A 20688-nucleotide genomic window follows, 5' to 3' on the forward strand; every position below is an offset into this window, starting at 1 on the left:
GGAGGGCCGGCGTCCACGGGAGTGGGCGCCGGCCCTTCGTCGTCCGGTCATCCGTTCGCGGCGGGCGGGGCGTCGTGAGGGCAGGACGCCCTCGTGACGCCCCCCGCGCGTTCCCGGGTCAGCCGGTGTTGCGCAGGCCGGCCGCGATGCCGTTGACGGTGAGCAGCAGCGCGCGGGCGCGCAGCGGGTCGTCGGGGCGGCCGGCCTCGGTCTCCTCGCGCTGGCGGCGCAGCAGCGCGACCTGGAGGTAGGAGATCGGGTCGAGGTAGGCGTCGCGGACGGCGAAGGTCTGCTTCAGCACCGGGTTATGCTCCAGCAGTTCGCTCTCGCCGGTGAGCCGGAGCACCTCGCGCAGGGTGAGCGCGTGCTCGTCCTTGATCTGGTCGAAGACGTGGTGCAGCTCGCCGGGCACCAGCTGCTCGACGTAGTGGCGGGCGATCCGCAGGTCGGTCTTGGCCAGCGTCATGGCGACGTTGGACAGGAAGTTGCGGAAGAAGTGCCACTCCCCGTACATCTCGTCGAGCACGTCGCCGAGGCCGGCCGCGCGGGCGGCGGCGAGGCCGGAGCCGACGCCGTACCAGCCGGGGACGATCTGACGGGACTGGGTCCAGCCGAACACCCACGGGATGGCCCGCAGGCCGTCCAGGCCCGCGCCGGAGTCGGGGCGGCGGGACGGGCGGGAGCCCAGGTGCAGCGAGGCGAGCTGGTCGACCGGGGTGGAGGCGAAGAAGTACTTCGGCAGGTCCTCCTGCTCGACCAGTCCGCGGTAGGCGGTGTGGGCGGCCGCGGAGACCTGGTCCATCGCGGCGTCCCAGCGGGCCAGCGACTCGGGGGCCTGGCGCGGGGCGGTGTGCAGCGCGGAGGCGGAGAGGGTGGCGGAGAGGGTCAGCTCCAGGTTCTCCCGGGCGAGGGAGGGGAGCAGGTACTTGTCGGAGATGACCTCGCCCTGCTCGGTGACCTTGATCTCGCCCTCCAGGGTGCCCCAGGGCTGGGCCAGGATGGCCTCGTGCGAGGGGCCGCCGCCGCGCCCGACGGTGCCGCCGCGGCCGTGGAAGAGGCGCAGCCGGATGCCGTAGCGGTGGGCGACGTCGCGCAGCCGGCGCTGGGCGCGGTGGATCTCCCACTGGGAGGTGGTGATGCCGCCGAACTTGGAGGAGTCGGAGTAGCCGAGCATGACCTCCTGGACGTCGCCGCGCAGCGAGACGAGCAGCCGGTAGGAGGGGTCGGAGAGCATCTCGTCGAGGATGCGGTCGGCCTGCTGGAGCTCGTCGGTGGTCTCCAGCAGCGGTACGATGCCGATCTTGGCGATGCCGGCGTGCAGGTCGATCAGGCCGGCCTCGCGGGCCAGGACGGTGGCGGCGAAGACGTCGTCGGCGCCCTGGCACATCGAGATGATGTAGCTCTCGACGATCTCGTCGCCGAAGCGCTCGAAGCCCTCGCGGATGGTGTTGAAGACGCCCAGGGTCTTGGTGCCGGCCTCGTCCAGCGGGGCCGGGGTGGGGGCGAGCGGGCGGCGCGAGCGGAGTTCCTTGGCGAGCAGCTTCTGCCGGTACTCGCGGGGCATGTCGGCGTAGCGCCAGGCCTCCTCGCCGAGGCGGTCGAAGAGCTGGCCGAGGGCGTGGTGGTGGGCCTCGGCGTGCTCGCGCACGTCCATGGTGGCGAGCTGGAGGCCGAAGGCCTCGATAGTGCGGATGGCGCGGGCGAGCCGCCCGTCGGCGATCAGCTCGCCGCGGTGGGTGCGCAGGGAGTCCTGGATGAGCCGCAGGTCGGCGATGAGCTCGCGGGTGCCGAGGTAGTCGCGGCCCGGGACGTGCGGGGTGCCGCCGGCCAGGCGCTCGCGGGTGTTCTCCAGCTTGAGCCGGATGCAGGTGGCCTTGAGGCGGTAGGGCTCCTCGGCGTTCATCCGCTTGTAGCGCGGGCTGAGTTCGGGGAGCAGGTGCAGGTCGGTGTTGAGCGAGGCGAGGAGCTCGACCGAGGCCCCGGCCAGCCGCTCGGAGGTGGAGAGGGTGTTGCGCAGGTCGTCGATGGCGGCCAGGGCGTCCTTGATGCCGTACTCGTGCTGGAGGTTGAGGACGTCCCAGGTGACCCGCGGGGTGACGTTGGGGTTGCCGTCGCGGTCGCCGCCGATCCAGGTGCCGAAGGTGAGCGGGCGGACGCCGTCGGGCAGGGTGAGGCCGACCCGGGCGAGTTCCTCGTGCAGCTCTTCGAGGACCTCGGGGACGGCCTCGCGGTAGAGCTCGTCCAGGTAGTAGACGGCGTTGCGGGCCTCGTCGGTGGGCTCGGGACGGGCGATGCGCAGCTCGTCGGTCTGCCAGAGCAGGTCGATGACCTCGGCGAGGCGGCGGTCGGCGGAGCGCTTGGCGCTGCTGGTGCGGGCCGGGCCGGCGGCGACGAGTCCGGAGGCGAGCTCCTCGCGGTGGATGCGGTCGAGGAGTTCGCCGATCCGGCGCAGCTTGTTGAGGACGCTGCGGCGGGCGGCCTCGGTGGGGTGCGCGGTGAAGACCGGACGGACCGCGAGGTGGGCCAGGGTGTCTTCGAGGTTCTTGGGGTCGGCCTCGGCGAGCTGGTCGGCGGTCTGCGCGAGCAGCGAGCCCTCGCGGGCGCGGCGGGTGGCGAACTCGCGGCCGCGGTGCACCTGCTCGGTGACGTTGGCGAGGTGGAAGTAGGTGGAGAAGGCCCGGACCAGCTTGGCGGCGGTGTCCAGGTCGATGTCGGAGAGGAGTTCGGCGGTGGCCTCGCCGTCGGTGCGGCTGAGCAGGCGGACCTGTTCGACCAGGCCCAGCAGCTGCGGGCCCTCCTGGCGGACCAGCGTCTCGCCGAGCAGGTCGCCGAGGCGGCGGATGTCCGCGCGCAGGGCGGTGTTGTCGGCGATCACGCCGGCTGCGACGCCGGGGCTGTCCGCCTGGTTGGGGACCGGAGCGGTCACGGCTGGCTCCCTGGGGTGGTGGGGTTCGGCAACGGCTCATCGTCACAGGTCCGCCCGCGGGTGGCGGTTGTGGCGCGTGCGGACCGCGCTGTCCGACGCGATCAGCATAGGCGGCGCGACGGTCACTGTCCGAGACGTGGCCGGATGGCGGACAGAGCTGCCGACCGGCCCATGTGGTCTGGACCACTTGGCGGACCGGGAAGGTGTGCCGGACAATCCCGGTGGGGAGGGGTGGGGGTTGCCGCATAGTCTGTCGGGCATGAGCAAGTCGCCTGGGGAGCGCGCGCAGGACCGGTCGTTCTGGTGGTGGAAGCGGCCGCGCAGCGCCCTCCTGGACATCGGGCTGGCCCTGCTCGCCGCGCTGGAGTGCTCGGTCAGCACGATCGCCTTCCTGTCGACGCGGGTCGACCTGAGCACGGCGGGCGAGGTCGGGGTCGCGGTGCTCGGCTCGCTGGCCGGCGGCTCGCTGGTGCTGCGCCGTCGCTGGCCGGCCGTCCCGGTGCTGGTCACCCTGCTCGTGATGCCCGGGATGCTCGGCGTGCTGCTGCTGGTGGTGGCGCTGTACACGCTCGCGGAGACCTGGGAGTGGCCCTCGCGGCGGCTGCGGGTGGTGGCGCTGTCCGCGCTGGCCTTCGCCGAGGCCGTCGCCGTGATGATGGTGTCGATGCTGACCCCCGGCGATTCGACGGTGGAGCAACCGCCGTTGTGGGGGCAGGTGCTGATCGCGGTGCTGGTGGCGGTCGGGCTGACCGTCCCCCCGGTGGTGACCGGCCTGTACGTGGGAGCGCGGCGGCGCCTGATCGAGTCGCTCAAGGACCGCGCGCACGGCCTGGAGACCGAGCTGGACCTGCTCGCCGAGCAGGCGCGGGAGCGCGCCCGCCGGGCCCGGCTGGAGGAGCGCACCCGGATCGCCCGGGAGATGCACGACGTGGTCGCGCACCGGGTGTCGCTGATGGTGGTGCACGCCGGCGCGCTGGAGCGGATCGCCGTCAAGGACCCGGAGAAGGCCGCGCAGAGCGCCAAGTTGATGGGCGAGGTGGGCCGCCAGGCGCTGAACGAACTGCGCGAGATCCTCGGAGTGCTGCGGATGGACGACGAACGGCCGCCGGAGCCGGACTCGCTGGCCGGACTCCCGCGGCTGGTGGACCAGTCCCGGGCGGCCGGGATGGCGGTGACGCTGACGGTCAGCGGCAGCCGGCAGGAGTTCACCGGCGAGGCCGAGCAGACCGCCTACCGGGTCGTCCAGGAGGGGCTGACCAACGCGCACAAGCACGCGGGCGGCGCCCAGGTGTCCGTCCTGCTGGCGTACGCGCCGAACGGGGTGCGGGTGAGCGTGGTGAACGCCTGCCCGGGCGGGGAGCGCGGCGCGGCCCAGCTGCCCAGCGGCGGGAACGGGCTGGTCGGCATGCGGGAGCGGGTGATCGCGCTGGGCGGCACCTTCTCGTCCGGGCCGGAGGCGGACGGCGGGTTCCGCGTCGAGGCGGTGCTGCCGTCCCGGCTGGCGGTCCGGGCCGAGAAGCTGGGGTAGCCGCCGGGCCGCGGCCCGTCCGCTCCTGCGGCCCCGGCTACTCCCCGGCGGTGCGCAGCCGTTCCGGCGCGGTGCCGAGGACCAGGGCGGTGATCGCCTGGTCGATGCCGTGGCCGAGGAACCACTCGCCGGTGTGGTCCAGGCTGTAGACCCGCCCCTCCTCGTCGACGGCCAGCAGGGCCTGCCCGTACGCCTCCTCGCCGAGCGGGGCGACCTGGGTGCCCAGGGCCCGGCCCAGGTCGTGCAGGGTGCGCGGCTGGTGCAGGCCGCACAGCGGGTCGATCAGGAACGGGGTGCGGGCCAGCTGGCGGCCCGGACCGGACAGGTCGAAGGCGAGGGCGCCGAACTCGGCCCACGCCTCCACCGCGGCCGGGAACACCGCGTGCGCCACGCCGGTGGGGGCGCCGTACCCGACCAGGGTGTCGGCCCACTCCTCGGCCTGCTGGATCTGCCAGCGGCCGGGGTGCCAGCCGACCGCCTTGAGCTCGGCGGCGACGTCGGCGGGGAAGCGCGGGCGGGTCCGCCCGAGGGTGCCGGTGGCGCCGCCGGGGGAGCCGTCGGAGACGGCCGGGGCGGTCGGCGGCGGCGGGGGCGGGCTGGGCGGGTTCAGGGCGGACTCCAGGGATCGGGGACGGGGGACGGGTTGGGCCGGTGGTCGGCCGGTCAGCGGGCGGGCGGCCCGACGGCGACGCTCTGCACGGTGAAGTGCTCCAGCATCGGGACGCAGGAGCGGCACGGCGGGGCGTGGGTACCGTGCGCCGGGTCGCCTTCCTCGCGGATCCGGACGGTGGTCATCCGGGAGCCCTTGAGCGCCTTGCGGGCCTCGTGGAGCGTCATCGGCTTGCGGGCGGCGCGCTTGGAGCGCCGGCCGTCGACCGAGGCCAGGTACTGGGAGAGCAGGACGGCCTCCGGGCAGCGGCCGGTGAACCGCTCGCGGGCCTCCAGCGGCAGGGTGTCCAGGAAGCCGGTGACCAGGTGGTGCAGCACCGGGCGGCGGGCGTCCTTGCCGCCCGCCAGGGTGTGCACCTCGCCGCCCTTGAGCGACAGCGCGGCGGCGACGGCGGGCAGCAGGCTGTCCCGGTGGTGGCGCAGCACGGGCGGGTCCGCCGGCTCACCGGTGGTCATCCGTCGTCCTCCTCCTTGTCACCCGGCGTCCGCCGGAGTGGCCTTGCCGTTCCGGGCAAGCCTGTCAAACGACACCGACATCCGTACAACCGGGGTGCGGAGGCGGCGGATACCGGGCGGACCGGACGGCCGGTCACCCGGTACGGGTCGAATGTGCACGCCGTCGTCACGACATGTCCGTGGATTCACCGAAAACGCCCTCAGGCCGGGACGGCGGCCGGTACCGTCCCCGGCCGCGCGCCGGGGGAGCGGGCCCGGCCGGGGCGGCCGGCGCCGGGGCCGACTCCGCTGCGGACGCCGGGTGTTGGGCGCCGGGCGGCGGGCCGGTCCGCCGGGGCGGTGGTTCCGCAAAGCCGGGGGTCCGCCCCCCGGAGGGACCCCCTAGGCTGGTGCCCAGCAAGCACCGAGTATTTGCAGCAGCCAGTGGGGGCTCCCAGATGACGACAGGTCGGCCCGGCGTCGCCGCCGCACCGAACGCGGCGTACGCAGGTCAGGTGGTGCAGTTCCCGGATCCGGTCCGTGCCGAGCGACACCCCGACGGGGTCCGCGTGGACGCGTACGGCTACCCGGACTTCGGCCCGTACGCCGCCGCCGCGGCCGAGGTCGCGGACCCGCCCGAGGGCTTCGGTGTGGACGAACTGCGGCTGACCGACTACGTCTCGGCCAACGCCGCGCTCTACACCCAGGGCCACCCGCTCTGGGCGGACCTGGAGACCGCCGTGGCCACCCCGCCCGGCTGGACCTGGCACCACGCAGTCGGCCGGGCCGCCCCCGGCTGGCGGCGGATGGAGCTCGTCCCGGTCGAGGTCAAGGCCCTGCTGCGGCACCACGCCGGCCTGGCGACCTCCGCCGCCGACCACAACCGCCGCGGCACCCGCCCGCTGCAGGAGCGCCGGGCCGTCCACTTCTCCCTGGCCAAGGACGGCGGCGACCCGATCGGCGTCCCCGAGGACCTGGTGCAGCGCGCCGAGGAGCGCCTCGGCTACCGGCTGCCCGGCGCCTACCGCACCTTCCTCAAGCTGGGCGGCGGCCGCGCCCCGGTCGGGGTGGCGCTGGACACCGAACTCGGGCTGCTGCTCGACCAGCCGTTCCTCACCCTCACCGAGGAGTACGGCACCGAGGACGTCGTGTACGCCAACAAGTGCCTGCGCGACCACCTCACCAAGGACTACCTGGGCATCGCCTACGCGCAGGGCGGCCTGGTCGCGCTCAAGGTGCGCGGCGAGCGGACCGGCTCGGTCTGGTTCCACCTCTACGACGACGCCCGCGACACCGGCGCCCCGGAGGCCCCGGAGGACCGCCTCGCCCGGCTGCTGCTGCCCTGCGGCGAGGACTTCGACGCCTTCCTGCTGCGGCTGGCCGGCAGCCCGCCGGAGCTGGAGACGGTCGCGGAGCTGATGGTGGACGGCGGGTTCGCCCGGGCCGTCCCGGTGGGCTGATGCGCGGCGTCGCGGTGAGCGGGGCGCCGGGGACGACCGAGGCGGTCGCGGTGGTGCTGGTGGAACGGGGGACGACGAGGATGCGGACAGGGGTGAACCGGGCGTGGTGACGTACGCGCAGGCGCAGGAGCTCGCCGAGGAGTGGATCAACGGCGGGGTGCCGCGCTCGCAGCAGCGCGAGGTGCGGGTCCGGGAGTTCGACCTGGGCTTCGTCTGCTGGGCGATGCCGCCCGGCGGCGGGGACGGGGCCGCCGGGGCGGGCGCCCCGGGTGCGGGATCCGGCTCCGGCGGTTCGGGGTCGGGTGAGGCGCGGTTGGTGATCGCCCGGGACTCGGGCGCCAGCTCGCTGTGGCCCGCGCTGCCCGTCAACGAGGTGGTCCGGCAGTACGAGGAGATCTACGGGCGACCGGTCGCGGCCAACCCGGCCGGCGCGGCGAAGCCCGCGCCCGGGCCGGTGGAGGCGACCTCCTTCCTGCTCAGCCCGCCGCAGTGGCTGCAGGAGGCGGGGGCCGCGGCGATCGCGGCGGAGGCGGAGCGCCTGGGGGCCGGTTCGGCCGGCGCTCCCGCGCCTGCCCCGGCGCCTGCCGCCGCGCCCGCCCCGGCGCCTGCTCCCGTGCCGGCGCCTGCCGCCGCGCCCGTGCCGGTGGCCGCCGAGGACCCGTTCGCGCCTCCGGTGCCGCCCGCGCCCGCCGTGCTGACCGAGCCCCCGGTCTCCGACCGGCCCGCCGGGGACGCGCCGACCATGCTCGCCCCGCCACCCGGCCACGGGGAGCCGGTCATCGCGCCGCCGCAGCCGGGGACGGCCGGTCCCCGTCCGCCGCAGCCGGTCGAGCCCGTCGCCCCGTTCGCGCCGCCGGCCGGCGCCGAGGCGGCGACCGTCCTGATGCCCGACGGCCTGCGGACCACCGGCTCGGACCTGCCCGACGCGCCCGCGCCCGTCGGCGCCGAGGCCGCGACCATGCTGATGCCGCCGACGAGCGGTGGTCACGGCATGCCCGCGGCCCCGCCGCCGGGCACCCAGCCGCCGGCCGCGCCGCCGGCCCAGGCCCCCGCGCCCGCCCCGGCCGCCGAACCGGCGCCGACGCTGCTCGCCCCGCCGGACGCGGTGCCCGGCCTGGCCGGCCTGCCGGGTGCTCCGGGCACTCCGTCCGGTCCGCCCGCGGGCGGTGCGCCGGTGGATCACGCGCCGACCATGCTGGCCCCGCCCGGTGGCGTGCCCGGCCTGGCCGGCCTGCCCGGCGCCCCGGACGCGGGAACGCCCGCCGGCGGCCCGCCGCAGGGCGGCCTGGGCCGCAACCCGGGCTCGGCCCCGCCCCCGCCCCCGCCGGCCGCGCTGCGCGGTGGCGCCGCGGGCGCGCCCGGTGCCGGCGCCGCCGCCGGCGCCCTGGGCCGCAACCCCGGTTCGGCCCCGCCACCGCCCCCGCCCGCCGGGCTGAAGCACACCCCGGGCTCCGGCACGCCCGTCGGCGGCCCCGGCGGCCGTTCGGCCGGTTCCACGCCGCCGCCCCCGCCGCCGGCGGGCCTGCGCGGTGGCGAGGCCCCGGCCCCGCAGGGCACGCCGGGCGGCGGCACCCCCGCGGCCGGAATGGCGTACGAGGCGACCCAGCTGGCCGGCGCGATCGACCCGGCGCTGCTGGGCGCCCCGGCGGACCCGGGCACCCCGCCGTCCGGCGGCCCCGCCGTCCCGCCGCCGCCCGGTGGTCCGGCGGCCCCGGCCGCGCCCGCGGCCGGCTACGGCTACCCGAACGCGGGCGGCCCCGCCGGGGTCGTCCCCCCGGCGGCGGTGACCGGCCCGCCGCAGGCCGCACCGGTGCCCGCCGGGGTCCCCGCGGTGGGCCCGGGCTACTTCGCCGCGCTCAGCTACCGGGGCCCGGACGGGTCGGAGCAGAAGCTGCTGCACCGCAGCGAGCCCGGCACCCCGCACCCGGAGTGGAAGATCCTGCAGGACCTGCGCCGGCTCAACGTGCCGCCGGAGCAGGTGCTGGAGCTCTACACCGAGCTGGAGTCGTGCGACCTGCCGGGCGGCTACTGCAACCGCATGATCGCCGCGTCCTGGCCGAACGTCCGGCTCACCCACACCGCCCCGTACGGCCGTGACCACGCGTCCCGGCAGGCCGGGATGGCCGAGCTGCTCGACCACCTGGACGAGCTGCACCAGCTGGCCTCCGGCGCCCAGCGGGTCCGCCCGTTCCGGGTGCCGCTGCCCGCGCCCGGCACGGTCCAGGCGCTGCCGCCGCTTCCTCCGCAGCAGCTCGCGCAGGAGGTCGGCGCGGCCTTCGGGCAGAACGTGTTCCGCTACGAGCAGCGCGCCGTCTCCCGCCAGGGCGTCCCGGAGCCGGTGTCGCAGAGCCTGATGTGGGCCGGGTTGCCGCGCGACTTCGGGCCGTTCTTCTGGGCCCAGGCGCAGGAGGGCCGTCCGATCCCGACGCTCGCCGAGCTGGCCGCCGAGCGCGGCCTGTCCGGCGGTCCGGACTTCGGCGGCTACCTGGTGCTCGGCAACGACTACGGCCGCCAGCTGTGCGTCCAGTACGGCACCGCGAACGTGGTCGCCGTGGACATCGATGGAACCGGGCAGCCGCCCCGGTTCGTCAACAGCGGTGTACCGGAGTTCGTCCGCGCGCTGGCCCTGCTGGGCCGGATGTGGCGGCTGCGGTACGGGCTGACGCCGGACCAGGCCGGTCGCTGGACGACCGACTTCCAGGCCCAGCTCGCCGCGATCGACCCGGCGGCCCTGCAGAACGCGGACACGTGGTGGGCCGTGCTGCTGGAGCAGTTCTGGGACGGTCTGCTGTAGCGGACCGTCGCGGATCCTCGCAGGTGGGGAGGGGTCGTTCCGGTGTCCGGAACGGCCCCTCCGGCGTATCGGCGCGGCTGTGCCTCGTTGGGGTTTCGTCCGGATCTGCGCAAAATAGGTCAAGAGGATGGGTCTATTCGTCCCGTCCTCGACGTATTCCGGTCCGCACGACGACCGAATCCGGCCCCGGACTCCGAACCGGTTCCGGATCCGGCCGTTCCGTCCGATCATGGGCTCCGCAGCCCGCGAAACGAGGGGAAGAGCCCATGAGCGACGCCGTCCCCCAGTACGGCTTCACCCAGGCCCGGCGCGGCTACGCGCCCGATCAGGTCGAGCGAGCCCTCGCCGCGCTCACCGCGCAGCGCGACGAGGCGTGGGAACGGCTGAGCGTCCTCGGCGCCGGCATCCGGCAGATGGAGGCCCGCCTGGCCGACATCCGCAGGGCCGCCGACGAGGCCCCGGAGCCCGACTACCAGGTGCTCAGCGAGGAGGCCGCGGCCCTGGCCGTGATGGCCGAGAACGAGGCGCGCGCCGTCCGGGAGAAGGCCGAGCGCTTCGCCGAGGACCTGCGGGACGAGGTCTACGAGGCCGGGCAGGCGGCCGACCGGGCCGCCAAGGAGTACGCCACCACGGTCCGCGCCGAGGCCGACGCCTCGGCCCGCCGCACCGAGGAGCGCACCCGCGCCGAGGCCGAGGGCATCCGCGCCGAGGCCGACCGGGAGAGCCGCGCCACCCGGGACGCCGCGACCGCGTACGCCGCGAAGGTGCGGGTCGCCGCCGCCGAGGCCGGCGAGCAGGCCGAGGCCGAGCTGGCCGCCCGGCGCCGCAAGGCCGACGAGACCTTCGCCGCGCTGGAGGCCCAGGCCGACGCCGAGGACGCCGAGGTCTCCGCGACCGCGGAGCGCCGGCTCAAGGAGGCGGAGCAGCACCGCGAGACCGTGCTGAACCAGATCAAGCAGCTGGAGACGGACGCCCAGGCCAAGGCCGACCAGCTGATCGAGCAGGCTCGCCGGGAGGCCGAGAAGATCAACGCGGCGAGTGAGCGGGAGCACCGCGAGTTCGACGCCCGGCTGGAGACGGTGCAGCAGCACCTGGACCACATCAAGGCCACGCTGGCCTCGCTCACCGGGGCGGCGGTCGGTCAGATCGAGACCGCGGGGGCCGTGGCGGCGGCTTCGACCGCCTCGGCGGATCCGGAGCCGGCCGACCCGGCTCCGGTGGACGCGGCCGCCGACGCGGCCCCGCCGGACTCGGAGGCGGACACCGGTGAGATCCCGGTGGACAACCTGCGGAAGGCCTCGGCGAAGGTCGCGGCTCCCGCGCAGACCAAACTGACCAAAGACAAGGCCACGGCGGTGCTGCGGGCGCCGGTGGTCGGCGGGGGCGCCGCGGCGGCCGTCAGGGCTTCCGGTGAGGCGTCCGGCGAGGGCGTGGTGACCGGTCCGGTCGCCCCGGCGGCCGTCCCGCCGAAGCCCGCGTCGCCGCCCGCCGTTCCGCCCGCCGTGCCGTCCGAGGCGGAGGCCGGCGCGGAGGCCGGCGCCGAGCAGGAGCCGGAGGACGAGACCCGGATCATCCCGAAGATCATCATCGTGGACGACGGCAGCGACTACGCGACCCCCAACACCGTCAGCTACCGACGCCGTTGACGGAGCGCCCGGCCGGCCCCTGCGGGTCGGGCGGGCTTCGCGTGCCGGGGCCCTGACCGCCTGCGCCGGGTGGTCGGGGCCCCGGCGTGCTCCGCTGGTGGCGGTCGGCGGTCGGCGGTCGGCGGTCGGCGCGCGGTTCGCCTCGCGGCCGCGGGCGGCGCGGGCGTGGACGTCCGGAGCCCCGGACGGGACGGCGCGGACGGCCCGGCGAGGGCGCGCGGGGGGGTGGACGAAGGAGGCCGAGACCCGTGGCGCCCTCCAGGAAAGGGCGCCACGGTTCCCGGCGCTTGGGCGGGCGCCCCCACCCAGGGTCGCCCGGCCTCGCACCTCCGACCCCCATCGGGGGTGCGACAGTGCCGCCACAGCCATCCCCCACGGTTGGGTGCGGCGGGCACGTTCACCATGGTGCGCGATCTCCATGGACGGCCAGTGACAGGAGTATGTCCAGTTCGTGGCGGATAGCCGTGCCCGGACCGGCTCCCGCGGCCGCCCGGTTCGTCCACCGGTCGGTCCGGTGTTCCGTCCGGTGGTTCGTCCCCGCCCGGCCCCGCCGGGGCCGTACGCCGCGTGCCCGTCCGTGCCGCGGCGTAGGCTGGAGACCCCCGGCCGCTCGGCGTGCCGGGCCGTTCGCGTTGCCCTGGCGGCCCTCGCCGCCCGGGGGCAGCTCCAGCCACGGGACGAAGAAGAGACCCCAGATGAGCCTGACCGGACTGCTCGATGTCGTCGCGCGGGACGCGGCGCTCGCCGAGGCGATCGAGGCGGCCACCGCCGCCGGAGCCGCGGCCGGTGGACGCCGCCACCTGGACCTGGTCGGACCGCCCGCCGCCAGGCCGTTCGCCATCGCCGCGCTGGCCCGGGCGCTCGCCGGGCAGGCCGCGGGGGACCGGGGCCGCCCGGTGCTGGCCGTCACCGCGACCGGCCGGGAGGCCGAGGACCTGGCCGCCTCGCTGCGCTCGCTGCTGCCCCCCGACGCCGTCGCCGAGTACCCGGCCTGGGAGACCCTGCCGCACGAGCGGCTGTCGCCGCGCTCGGACACCGTCGGCCGTCGGCTGGCCGTGCTGCGCCGGATCGTGCACCCGCGGGCGGACGACCCGGCGGCCGGGCCGGTCCAGGTGATCGTCGCCCCGGTCCGCTCGGTGCTGCAGCCGCAGGTGAAGGGGCTGGCCGAGCTGGAGCCGGTGGCGGTGCGGCGCGGGGAGTCGCACGACCTGGAGGAGGTGGCCCGCCGGCTCGCCGCGGCCGCCTACGCCCGGGTCGAACTGGTCGAGAAGCGCGGCGAGTTCGCCGTCCGCGGCGGCATCCTGGACGTCTTCCCGCCGACCGAGGAGCACCCGCTGCGGGTGGAGTTCTGGGGCGACGAGGTCGAGGAGATCCGGTACTTCAAGGTCGCCGACCAGCGCTCGCTGGAGATCGCCGAGCACGGCCTGTGGGCACCGCCCTGCCGCGAGCTGCTGCTCACCGACGAGGTGCGGGCGCGGGCCGCCGAGCTGGCCGCCGAGCACCCGGGGCTGGCCGAGATCCTGGACAAGATCGCCGAGGGCATCGCGGTCGAGGGCATGGAGTCGCTGGCGCCGGTGCTGGTGGACGACATGGAGCTGCTGCTCGACGTGCTGCCGCTGGGCTCCGTCACGGTGGTCTGCGACCCGGAGCGGGTCCGGACCAGGGCCGCCGACCTGGTGGCGACCAGCCAGGAGTTCCTGCACGCCTCCTGGGTCGCGGCCGCGGCCGGCGGGGACCGGCCGATCGACCTGGAGGCGATCGACGTCTCCGCCGCCTCGCTGCGCTCGCTCGCCGAGGTGCGCGAGCACGCCGACCAGATCGGGCTGCCCTGGTGGTCCGTCAGCCCGTTCGCGACCAGCGAGTCGACGGTGGACGGCATCCTGGAGTTCGACGCCAACACGCTGACCCTCGGCATGCACGCCGTCGAGGCCTACCGGGGCGACACCGCCCGGGCGATCGCCGACGCCAAGGAGCGGCTGGCCGCGGACTGGCGGGTCGTCATGGTGACCGAGGGCCACGGCCCGGCCTCCCGGCTCGCCGAGGTGCTGGGCAACGAGGGCATCCCCGCCCGCCTGGTCGCCGACCTCGCCGAGGCGCCCACCCGGGACGTCGTGTACGTCTCCTGCGGCTCGATCGAGCACGGCTTCGTGGACGAGGCCCTGAAGCTCACGGTCATCACCGAGACCGACCTGTCCGGCCAGAAGTCCTCCACCAAGGACATGCGCCGGATGCCCTCGCGCCGCCGCAACGCCATCGACCCGCTGGCGCTCGTCGCCGGCGACTACGTCGTCCACGAGGCGCACGGCGTCGGCAAGTACGTGGAGATGGTGCAGCGCACCGTCCAGGGCGCCACCCGCGAGTACCTGGTGCTGGAGTACGCCCCGGCCAAGCGCGGCCACCCCGGCGACCGGCTGTTCGTGCCGACCGACCAGCTGGACCAGGTCACCAAGTACGTCGGCGGCGAGGCCCCGACGCTGCACCGGCTCGGCGGCGCGGACTGGGCGAAGACCAAGCAGCGGGCCAAGAAGGCGGTCAAGGAGATCGCCGCCGACCTGATCAAGCTGTACTCGGCGCGGATGGCCGCCCCCGGCCACTCCTTCGGTCCGGACACCCCGTGGCAGCGCGAGCTGGAGGACGCCTTCCCGTACGCGGAGACCCCGGACCAGCTGACCACCATCGCCGAGGTCAAGTCCGACATGGAGAAGTCCGTCCCGATGGACCGGCTGATCTGCGGCGACGTCGGCTACGGCAAGACCGAGATCGCCGTGCGGGCCGCCTTCAAGGCCGTCCAGGACGGCAAGCAGGTGGCGGTGCTGGTGCCGACCACGCTGCTGGTGCAGCAGCACTTCTCGACCTTCGCCGAGCGGTACGCCAACTTCCCGGTGACGGTGAAGGCGCTGTCCCGCTTCCAGACCGACAGCGAGGCCAAGGCCGTCCTGGAGGGGCTGTTCGAGGGCTCGGTGGACGTCGTCATCGGCACCCACCGGCTGTTCTCCTCGGAGACCAGGTTCAAGGACCTCGGCCTGGTCATCGTGGACGAGGAGCAGCGGTTCGGCGTCGAGCACAAGGAGCAGCTGAAGAAGCTGCGCGCCAACGTGGACGTGCTCACGATGTCCGCGACCCCGATCCCGCGCACCCTGGAGATGGCGGTCACCGGCATCCGGGAGATGTCCACCATCACCACCCCGCCGGAGGAGCGGCACCCGGTGCTGACCTTCGTCGGACCGTACGACGAGAAGCAGATCTCGGCCGCTATCCGGCGTGAACTCCTGCGCGAGGGCCAGGTGTTCTACATCCACAACCGGGTGGAGTCGATCGACAAGGCGGCCGCCAGGCTGAAGGACCTGGTGCCCGAGGCGCGGATCGCCACCGCGCACGGACAGATGGGGGAGACCCAGCTGGAGAAGGTCGTCGTCGACTTCTGGGAGAAGGAGTTCGACGTCCTGGTGTCGACCACGATCGTGGAGTCCGGCATCGACATCTCCAACGCCAACACCCTGATCGTCGAGCGCGGTGACACCTTCGGCCTCTCCCAGCTGCACCAGCTGCGCGGCCGGGTCGGGCGCGGCCGCGAGCGCGGCTACGCGTACATGCTGTACCCGCCGGAGAAGCCGCTCACCGAGACCGCGCACGAGCGCCTGGCCACCATCGCCCAGCACACCGAGATGGGTGCCGGCATGTACGTCGCGATGAAGGACCTGGAGATCCGCGGCGCCGGCAACCTGCTCGGCGGCGAGCAGTCGGGGCACATCGCGGGCGTCGGCTTCGACCTCTACATGCGGATGGTCGGCGAGGCGGTGGCCGAGTTCCGCGAGTCCCTGGCGAGCGGCGGGGAGCCGGAGGAGGAGCCGCTGGAGGTGAAGATCGAGCTGCCGGTCGACGCGCACGTGCCGCACGACTACGCGCCCGGCGAGCGGCTGCGGCTGCAGGCGTACCGCTCGATCGCGGCGGTCAACTCGGAGGACGACATCAAGCAGGTCCGCGACGAACTCGTGGACCGCTACGGCAAGTTGCCCGAGCCGGTGGAGAACCTGCTGCTGGTCGCCGCGCTGCGGCTGTACGCCCGGCGGTGCGGCATCGCGGACATCACCCTGCAGGGCTCCAACGTCCGCTTCGGGCCGGTGGAGCTGCGGGAGTCCCAGCAGCTGCGGCTGAACCGGCTCTACCCGCGCAGCCAGGTCAAGGCGGCGGCCCAGCAGCTGCTGGTGCCGCGGCCGAGCACCGGGCGGATCGGCGGCAAGCCGCTGGTCGGCCGGGAACTGCTGGGCTGGTGCCGGGAGTTCCTGTCGGCCATGTTCGACGACCTGGCGGGGGCGAAGAAGTAGCACCGCCCGCCCCCGCGGTCCGCGGCGGTTCCGGGCGCCGCCCCGGGGCCGCCGTTGCCGCGTCCCGGGCCTTTCCGACCGGTCGGGCCTCCGGCGTTCCGCCCGGACCCGGACGGCTGCCGGCCCGACTCCCCCGCAGGGCCGCCGGCCGGGGGGCCCGTCGCGGCCCCTGCGTGAACCGGGACGTCGGCGGGTCCGACTTCCCGCGCCCGGGGAACGGCCGAGCCGCGACCCGCGGGCCCTTCGCCGTCCCGGCCCCGCCGGGCGGTTCGCCGGGACGCCCCGCCGACCGCCCCCTTCGCCGTCCCGGCTCCGCCGGGCGGTTCGCCGGGACGCCCCGCCGACCGCCGGGCCCCGACCCTGCGCGGCCTCCGGGGCCTCCGGGGCCTCCCGGGCCGCCGCCGACGGGGAGCGGGACGACGGCGGGTCCGACCGGCTGCGCGGTGGGCCTCCGCCCGGGCCTCGACCTCCGGTGCCGGGGGCGGGCGGGTAGGTTCGAGGGTGTGATGACGAATGCTCCCGGCGCGAAGTTGATCCTGCTGACCACCACCCACCGGGTGGCCCCCGGGCTGCTGGCCTGGCCGGCGTGGGAGGCGTTGCGGTCGGCGGGGCGGGTGCTGGCGGGGTACGAGGGGCATCCGCAGGTGGCGGCGGTGCGGCAGGCCGGGGTGGCGGTCGAGGTCGTGGACGCCGGGTCGGCGCCCGCACTGGCGCGGCTGCTGACCGAGCAGCCGGCCGCGGTCGGGCCGACGGTGTGGCTGGGGAGCCCGGACGGGGACCCGGGGCTGACCGACGCGCTGGCGCGGCTCGCGGTGGAGCGGGCCGGTGAGGTGCCGGAGATCGAGGTGCTGCCGGGCTCGTACGACCTGCCGGGGTCGCGGCTGCTGGACCTGGTGACGGTGATGGACCGGCTCCGCTCGCCGGGCGGCTGCCCGTGGGACGCCGAGCAGACGCACGAGAGCCTGGTGAAGTACCTGGTCGAGGAGGCCTACGAGTTGGTCGAGGCGATCGAGGAGGGGGACCGGGAGACGCTGCGCGAGGAGTTGGGCGACGTGCTGCTCCAGGTGTTCTTCCACGCCCGGATCGCCGAGGAGCACCCGACCGAGCCGTTCACGGTCGACGACGTGGCCGGCGACATCGTCGAGAAGCTGGTGTACCGGCACCCGCACGTGTTCGGGGACGTCGAGGCCGGCGGCGCCGCCGAGGTGGAGGCGAACTGGGAGCAGCTGAAGGCCGCGGAGAAGGCGGACCGCGAGTCGGTCCTGGACGGCGTGCCGGCCGGACTGCCCTCCCTGGCGTACGCGGCGAAGCTGGTGTCGCGGGTGCGCCGCGCGGGCTTCACGGGTGTGCCGGACGAGCCGTACGAGCTGCCGGCCGAGCTGACCGCGCGGTCGGCGGGCCGGCTGCTGCTCGCGGTGGCGCAGCGGGCGCACGACGCCGGGGTGGACGTGGACGCGGCGCTGCGCGCGGCCGCGCGCGGCTACCGGGACGCGGTGCGCGCGGCCGAGGGCCTCGCGCCGGACGAGGCGTGACCGGGGCAGCAGCCGGCAACCGCCGATCCGCCGGCGGACAGGCGACAGACGGACGATAGGCGGACGGACGGACGGGCGGGCGGAGGGCCCTCAGGCCGCCGTGGCGGTGTGCTCGACCGGGCGCCGCTGCGGCGGGACGACGTCCCCGATGGCCTCGCCGATGAGCACGACGAGTTCGGCGAGGCGCTCCAGGTCGAGGTGGTCGGGCAGGTCGGCGAGGGAGATGATCCGCTCGCCGGCCGGGCCGGCGACGGCGAACAGGTCGATCGGCCCGAGGTGCTTCTCCGCGGTGTCGACCAGGGCGGCGACGTCGCTGGGGCGGCGGATGTCGCCGGAGACGCCGACGACGGGGCAGCCCGGCCGGTCGAGTTCGGCGGCGAGGTCCTCGGCGACCCCGACGTGCTGGTCGGCGATCAGCATTCCGGCGGCGCCGGCCGCGGCGAACCGGCGGGCGAGGTCGGCGCCCGACCCGCCGTCGAGTACCGCGATGACGACGACTGACCCGCTGACCCGCATGGTCTGCTCCTCCCTGTGGGCGACACCGCACCGGCGCCCACGCGTACTGCGGAGGATCGTAGGCACGTCCTGACCCTCCGCAACAGGGATTACCCCTCAGGTGACCAGGCTCACGCCCGGTGTCCGGCCAAGAGCTGCCCAAGACCCGGCCACGGACTGTCCACGGGCCGTCCACGAACCGGCCACGCGTCGTCCACGGAGCGTTGGCGCGCCGGTCGCACGCCGTTGACGAGGGGGTCGCGGGCCGCCGACGGACGGGGCGCGCGCACCCACCGGATACGGTCGTCCCATGCCAGCTCAGCCCGACCCCGCGCGGCCCGCCGCCACGCCGTCCGACGCCTCCGACCGACCCTCCGGCGCGCAGCCCGGCGCCCCCGCCCCGGAGCTGTTCACCTGGGAGTTCGCCGCCGATCCGTACCCCGCCTACGCGTGGCTGCGGGAACACGCCCCGGTGCACCGCACCACGCTGCCGAGCGGCGTCGAGGCGTGGCTGGTGACCAGGTACGCGGACGCCCGGCAGGCGCTCGCGGACAGCCGGCTGTCGAAGAACCCGGCGCACCACAGCGAGCAGGCGCACCGCACCGGCCGGGTGGGCATCCCGGGGGAGCGGCAGGCGGACCTGATGACCCACCTGCTGAACATCGACCCGCCGGACCACACCCGGCTGCGCCGGCTGGTGTCGAAGGCGTTCACCCCGCGCCGGGTGGCGGAGTTCGAGCCGCGGGTGCAGCAGCTCACCGACCGGCTGATCGACGGCTTCGCGCAGCGCGGCTCGGCGGACCTGATCCACGAGTTCGCCTTCCCGCTCCCCATCTACGCGATCTGCGACATGCTGGGCGTGCCCGCCGAGGACCAGGACGACTTCCGCGACTGGGCCGGGATGATGATCCGACACGGTGGCGGTCAACGCGGCGGCGTGGGGCGGGCGGTGAAGCGGATGCGGGCGTACCTGCTGGAGCTGATCCACCGCAAGCGCGCGGACCTCGGGGACGACCTGATCTCGGGCCTGATCCGGGCGAGCGACCACGGGGAGCACCTGACCGAGAAGGAGGCCGCCGCGATGGCGTTCATCCTCCTGTTCGCGGGCTTCGAGACGACCGTGAACCTCATCGGCAACGGGACGTACGCGCTGCTGCGCAACCCGGGGCAGCGCCGGCTGCTGCAGGAGTCGGTGGCGCGCGGGGAGAGCGCGCTGCTGGAGACGGGGATCGAGGAACTCCTGCGCTACGACGGGCCGGTGGAGCTGGCGACCTGGCGGTTCGCCACGCAGCCGCTGTCCATCGGCGGGGTGGACATCCCGGTCGGCGATCCGGTGCTGGTGGTGCTGGCGGCCGCGGACCGCGACCCGGCCCGGTTCGCCGACGAGAACACCCTGGACCTGGCCCGAACGGACAACCCGCACCTGGGCTTCGGGCACGGCATCCACTACTGCATCGGCGCCCCGCTGGCCCGGTTGGAGGGCCGGGCCGCGCTGGCCACGCTGCTTTCCCGGCTGCCGGATCTGCGGCTCGCGGAAAGCCCGGAGAATCTGCGCTGGCGAGGCGGCCTCATCATGCGTGGCCTGCGGGAACTCCCGGTGGAATTCAGCCCGGAGAGCCGCTCCCCGCATACGCCTCCGCGCGCCGTCCCGCGCCCTTGACGAATCGGCGGGAGCGGACTCCGGCCGGGTCGACGCGCTGACGGACCGTCGCCGTAGCGGCTCCGGCGGGGGTGTGAACACCCATCAATCCGGACATAGCGCCGCCGTTGGTAGGCGATCGGACACGCGCCGTAATTTCTGTGTGATATCCGTGATATGAGCTTGTGATTGGTCTGAGGATCTGTCTACTCTCCCTGGAGTTCGCAGCTGCGGACCTCGTGCGCGGAACGCCGAATCCTGCCCGCCGCGTCACGGGAAACCGACCAGAACCCTGGGCAGGGGCGGGGGACCCAGGTTTGTTGCCGTCCCCACGGCTTGGGGTGAAGCCGCCCGCGCGGAACCGATTCCGCGTACGGCGGCCGGGCCACCTCCCGGTCCGAACCCGACAGCTCACCTCGCAGGCGTGCGGAGAGGGACCTCTTCATGCTGTTCGTTGGAACTGGCCGTCATCGTCGTCGCACCCAGGCCGAGAAGGCCATCGCCGTCGCCGGTGTGGCCGGCGTCGGACTCGCGCTGCCGCTCCTCACCGCCACCGGCGCCTCCGCCGCCCCGGCCTCCACCTGGGACTCCGTCGCCCAGTGCGAGAGCGGCGGCAACTGGAGCATCAACACCGGCAACGGCTTCTACGGCGGCCTGCAGTTCACCTCCAGCACCTGGAAGGCGTACGGCGGCACCGCCTACGCTCCGCAGGCCCACCAGGCCAGCAAGGGGCAGCAGATCGCGATCGCCGAGAAGGTGCTCGCCTCGCAGGGCCCCGGCGCCTGGCCGGTCTGCTCCAAGAAGGCCGGTCTGACCAAGGGCGGCGCCCCGGCGTCGGTCGACACCTCCTCGGACGCCAAGCCGCAGTCCGCCCCGCAGCAGCAGACGCCCAAGCGGCAGGCCCAGAAGCCGGTGGAGAAGCCGGTCCAGAAGTCCGAGGCCAAGCCCGTCCAGAAGCAGGCCCCGAAGCACGCCGCCCCCCAGCAGGCCGAGAAGCCCGTCGACCCGTCGGCGCAGCAGTACGTCCCCAGGCACGCGGCCCCGAGCCCCGCGCAGCCGTCCGCGCAGAGCGGTCACGACTACACCGTCCGCGCCGGTGACACGCTGTCGACCATCGCCGCCGCCCAGGGCGTGTCCGGCGGCTGGCACGCCCTGTACGAGCAGAACCGCTCCACCGTCGGCGGCGACCCGGACCTGATCCTGCCGGGCCAGGTGCTGCACCTCGGCTGACCCGCCACG

The 20688-nt window shown here is 75.1% G+C and carries 12 protein-coding genes and 1 riboswitch; of the genes, 8 read left to right on the top strand and 4 right to left on the bottom strand.

Translation table 11 applies throughout. From position 1 onward, the window contains the following. Window positions 1-118: 118 nt before the first annotated feature. Window positions 119-2875 carry a phosphoenolpyruvate carboxylase gene (gene ppc, locus ACZ6Y7_RS27395; RefSeq protein ID WP_465760613.1) on the bottom strand — a complete coding sequence of 919 codons (2757 nt, stop codon included), beginning with the start codon at window positions 2873-2875 and terminating at the stop codon, window positions 119-121. A gap of 310 nt (window positions 2876-3185) precedes the next feature. On the opposite strand from ppc, the gene ACZ6Y7_RS27400 reads away from it, so the two are divergent. Next, window positions 3186-4454: a sensor histidine kinase gene (locus tag ACZ6Y7_RS27400; protein WP_465760590.1), complete on the top strand. Its 1269-nt coding sequence runs from the start codon at window positions 3186-3188 to the stop codon at window positions 4452-4454. A gap of 37 nt (window positions 4455-4491) precedes the next feature. On the opposite strand, the gene ACZ6Y7_RS27405 is transcribed toward ACZ6Y7_RS27400, so the two are convergent. Both ACZ6Y7_RS27405 and ACZ6Y7_RS27410 read right to left on the bottom strand, forming a co-directional pair. Then, a complete protein-coding gene (locus tag ACZ6Y7_RS27405; RefSeq protein ID WP_465760591.1) occupies window positions 4492-5190 on the bottom strand; it encodes an SUKH-3 domain-containing protein in 699 nt (232 codons plus the stop codon). Next, window positions 5118-5579, bottom strand: coding sequence for a YwqJ-related putative deaminase (locus ACZ6Y7_RS27410; RefSeq protein WP_465760592.1), 462 nt, complete (start codon window positions 5577-5579; stop codon window positions 5118-5120). The genes ACZ6Y7_RS27405 and ACZ6Y7_RS27410 overlap by 73 nt, the downstream gene beginning before the upstream one ends. Before the next feature lie 437 nt (window positions 5580-6016). Here ACZ6Y7_RS27410 and ACZ6Y7_RS27415 point away from each other — a divergent pair, with 437 nt between their 5' ends. The 5 genes from ACZ6Y7_RS27415 (at window position 6017) to ACZ6Y7_RS27435 (ending at window position 17315) form a co-directional block, all read left to right on the top strand. Continuing rightward, a complete protein-coding gene (locus ACZ6Y7_RS27415) occupies window positions 6017-7018 on the top strand; it encodes an SMI1/KNR4 family protein (protein WP_465760593.1) in 1002 nt (333 codons plus the stop codon). Window positions 7019-7121: 103 nt separating this feature from the next. Further along, window positions 7122-9812, top strand: a complete 2691-nt coding sequence (locus ACZ6Y7_RS27420; protein WP_465760594.1) for an SUKH-4 family immunity protein — start codon at window positions 7122-7124, stop codon at window positions 9810-9812. 266 nt (window positions 9813-10078) lie between these two features. After that, window positions 10079-11458 (top strand): hypothetical protein, encoded by a 1380-nt coding sequence (locus ACZ6Y7_RS27425; protein ID WP_465760595.1) that lies wholly within the window; start codon window positions 10079-10081, stop codon window positions 11456-11458. 695 nt (window positions 11459-12153) lie between these two features. After that, window positions 12154-15783: a transcription-repair coupling factor gene (mfd, locus tag ACZ6Y7_RS27430; protein ID WP_465760596.1), complete on the top strand. Its 3630-nt coding sequence runs from the start codon at window positions 12154-12156 to the stop codon at window positions 15781-15783. A 506-nt stretch (window positions 15784-16289) separates the two neighbouring features. Further along, entirely contained in the window at window positions 16290-17315 is a 1026-nt protein-coding gene (locus ACZ6Y7_RS27435) for a nucleoside triphosphate pyrophosphohydrolase (RefSeq protein WP_465760597.1), read from the top strand. 90 nt (window positions 17316-17405) lie between these two features. Here the strand turns inward: ACZ6Y7_RS27435 and ACZ6Y7_RS27440 are convergent, their stop codons facing one another. Continuing rightward, window positions 17406-17831 carry an SDR family NAD(P)-dependent oxidoreductase gene (locus ACZ6Y7_RS27440; RefSeq protein ID WP_465760598.1) on the bottom strand — a complete coding sequence of 142 codons (426 nt, stop codon included), beginning with the start codon at window positions 17829-17831 and terminating at the stop codon, window positions 17406-17408. A gap of 289 nt (window positions 17832-18120) precedes the next feature. On the opposite strand from ACZ6Y7_RS27440, the gene ACZ6Y7_RS27445 reads away from it, so the two are divergent. Continuing rightward, on the top strand, window positions 18121-19470 hold the full coding sequence (locus ACZ6Y7_RS27445; RefSeq protein ID WP_465760599.1) for a cytochrome P450 family protein: 1350 nt from the start codon (window positions 18121-18123) through the stop codon (window positions 19468-19470). Window positions 19471-19721: 251 nt separating this feature from the next. Next, a riboswitch (cyclic di-AMP (ydaO/yuaA leader) is annotated at window positions 19722-19888 on the top strand. Window positions 19889-19893: 5 nt separating this feature from the next. Then, window positions 19894-20679, top strand: coding sequence for a transglycosylase family protein (locus ACZ6Y7_RS27450; RefSeq protein ID WP_465760600.1), 786 nt, complete (start codon window positions 19894-19896; stop codon window positions 20677-20679). Window positions 20680-20688 lie beyond the last annotated feature (9 nt).

It is taken from the genome of Kitasatospora sp. NPDC053308 (assembly GCF_055585785.1).

Bases quoted from the DNA above. Each gene is read 5' to 3' on its own strand.
- ACZ6Y7_RS27400 (WP_465760590.1), top strand. From the start codon at position 3,186: ATGAGCAAGTCGCCTGGGGAGCGCGCGCAGGACCGGTCGTTCTGGTGG.
- ACZ6Y7_RS27410 (WP_465760592.1), bottom strand. From the start codon at position 5,579: ATGACCACCGGTGAGCCGGCGGACCCGCCCGTGCTGCGCCACCACCGG.
- ACZ6Y7_RS27415 (WP_465760593.1), top strand. From the start codon at position 6,017: ATGACGACAGGTCGGCCCGGCGTCGCCGCCGCACCGAACGCGGCGTAC.
- ACZ6Y7_RS27425 (WP_465760595.1), top strand. From the start codon at position 10,079: ATGAGCGACGCCGTCCCCCAGTACGGCTTCACCCAGGCCCGGCGCGGC.
- mfd (WP_465760596.1), top strand. From the start codon at position 12,154: ATGAGCCTGACCGGACTGCTCGATGTCGTCGCGCGGGACGCGGCGCTC.
- ACZ6Y7_RS27435 (WP_465760597.1), top strand. From the start codon at position 16,290: ATGACGAATGCTCCCGGCGCGAAGTTGATCCTGCTGACCACCACCCAC.
- ACZ6Y7_RS27440 (WP_465760598.1), bottom strand. From the start codon at position 17,831: ATGCGGGTCAGCGGGTCAGTCGTCGTCATCGCGGTACTCGACGGCGGG.
- ACZ6Y7_RS27445 (WP_465760599.1), top strand. From the start codon at position 18,121: ATGCCAGCTCAGCCCGACCCCGCGCGGCCCGCCGCCACGCCGTCCGAC.
- ACZ6Y7_RS27450 (WP_465760600.1), top strand. From the start codon at position 19,894: ATGCTGTTCGTTGGAACTGGCCGTCATCGTCGTCGCACCCAGGCCGAG.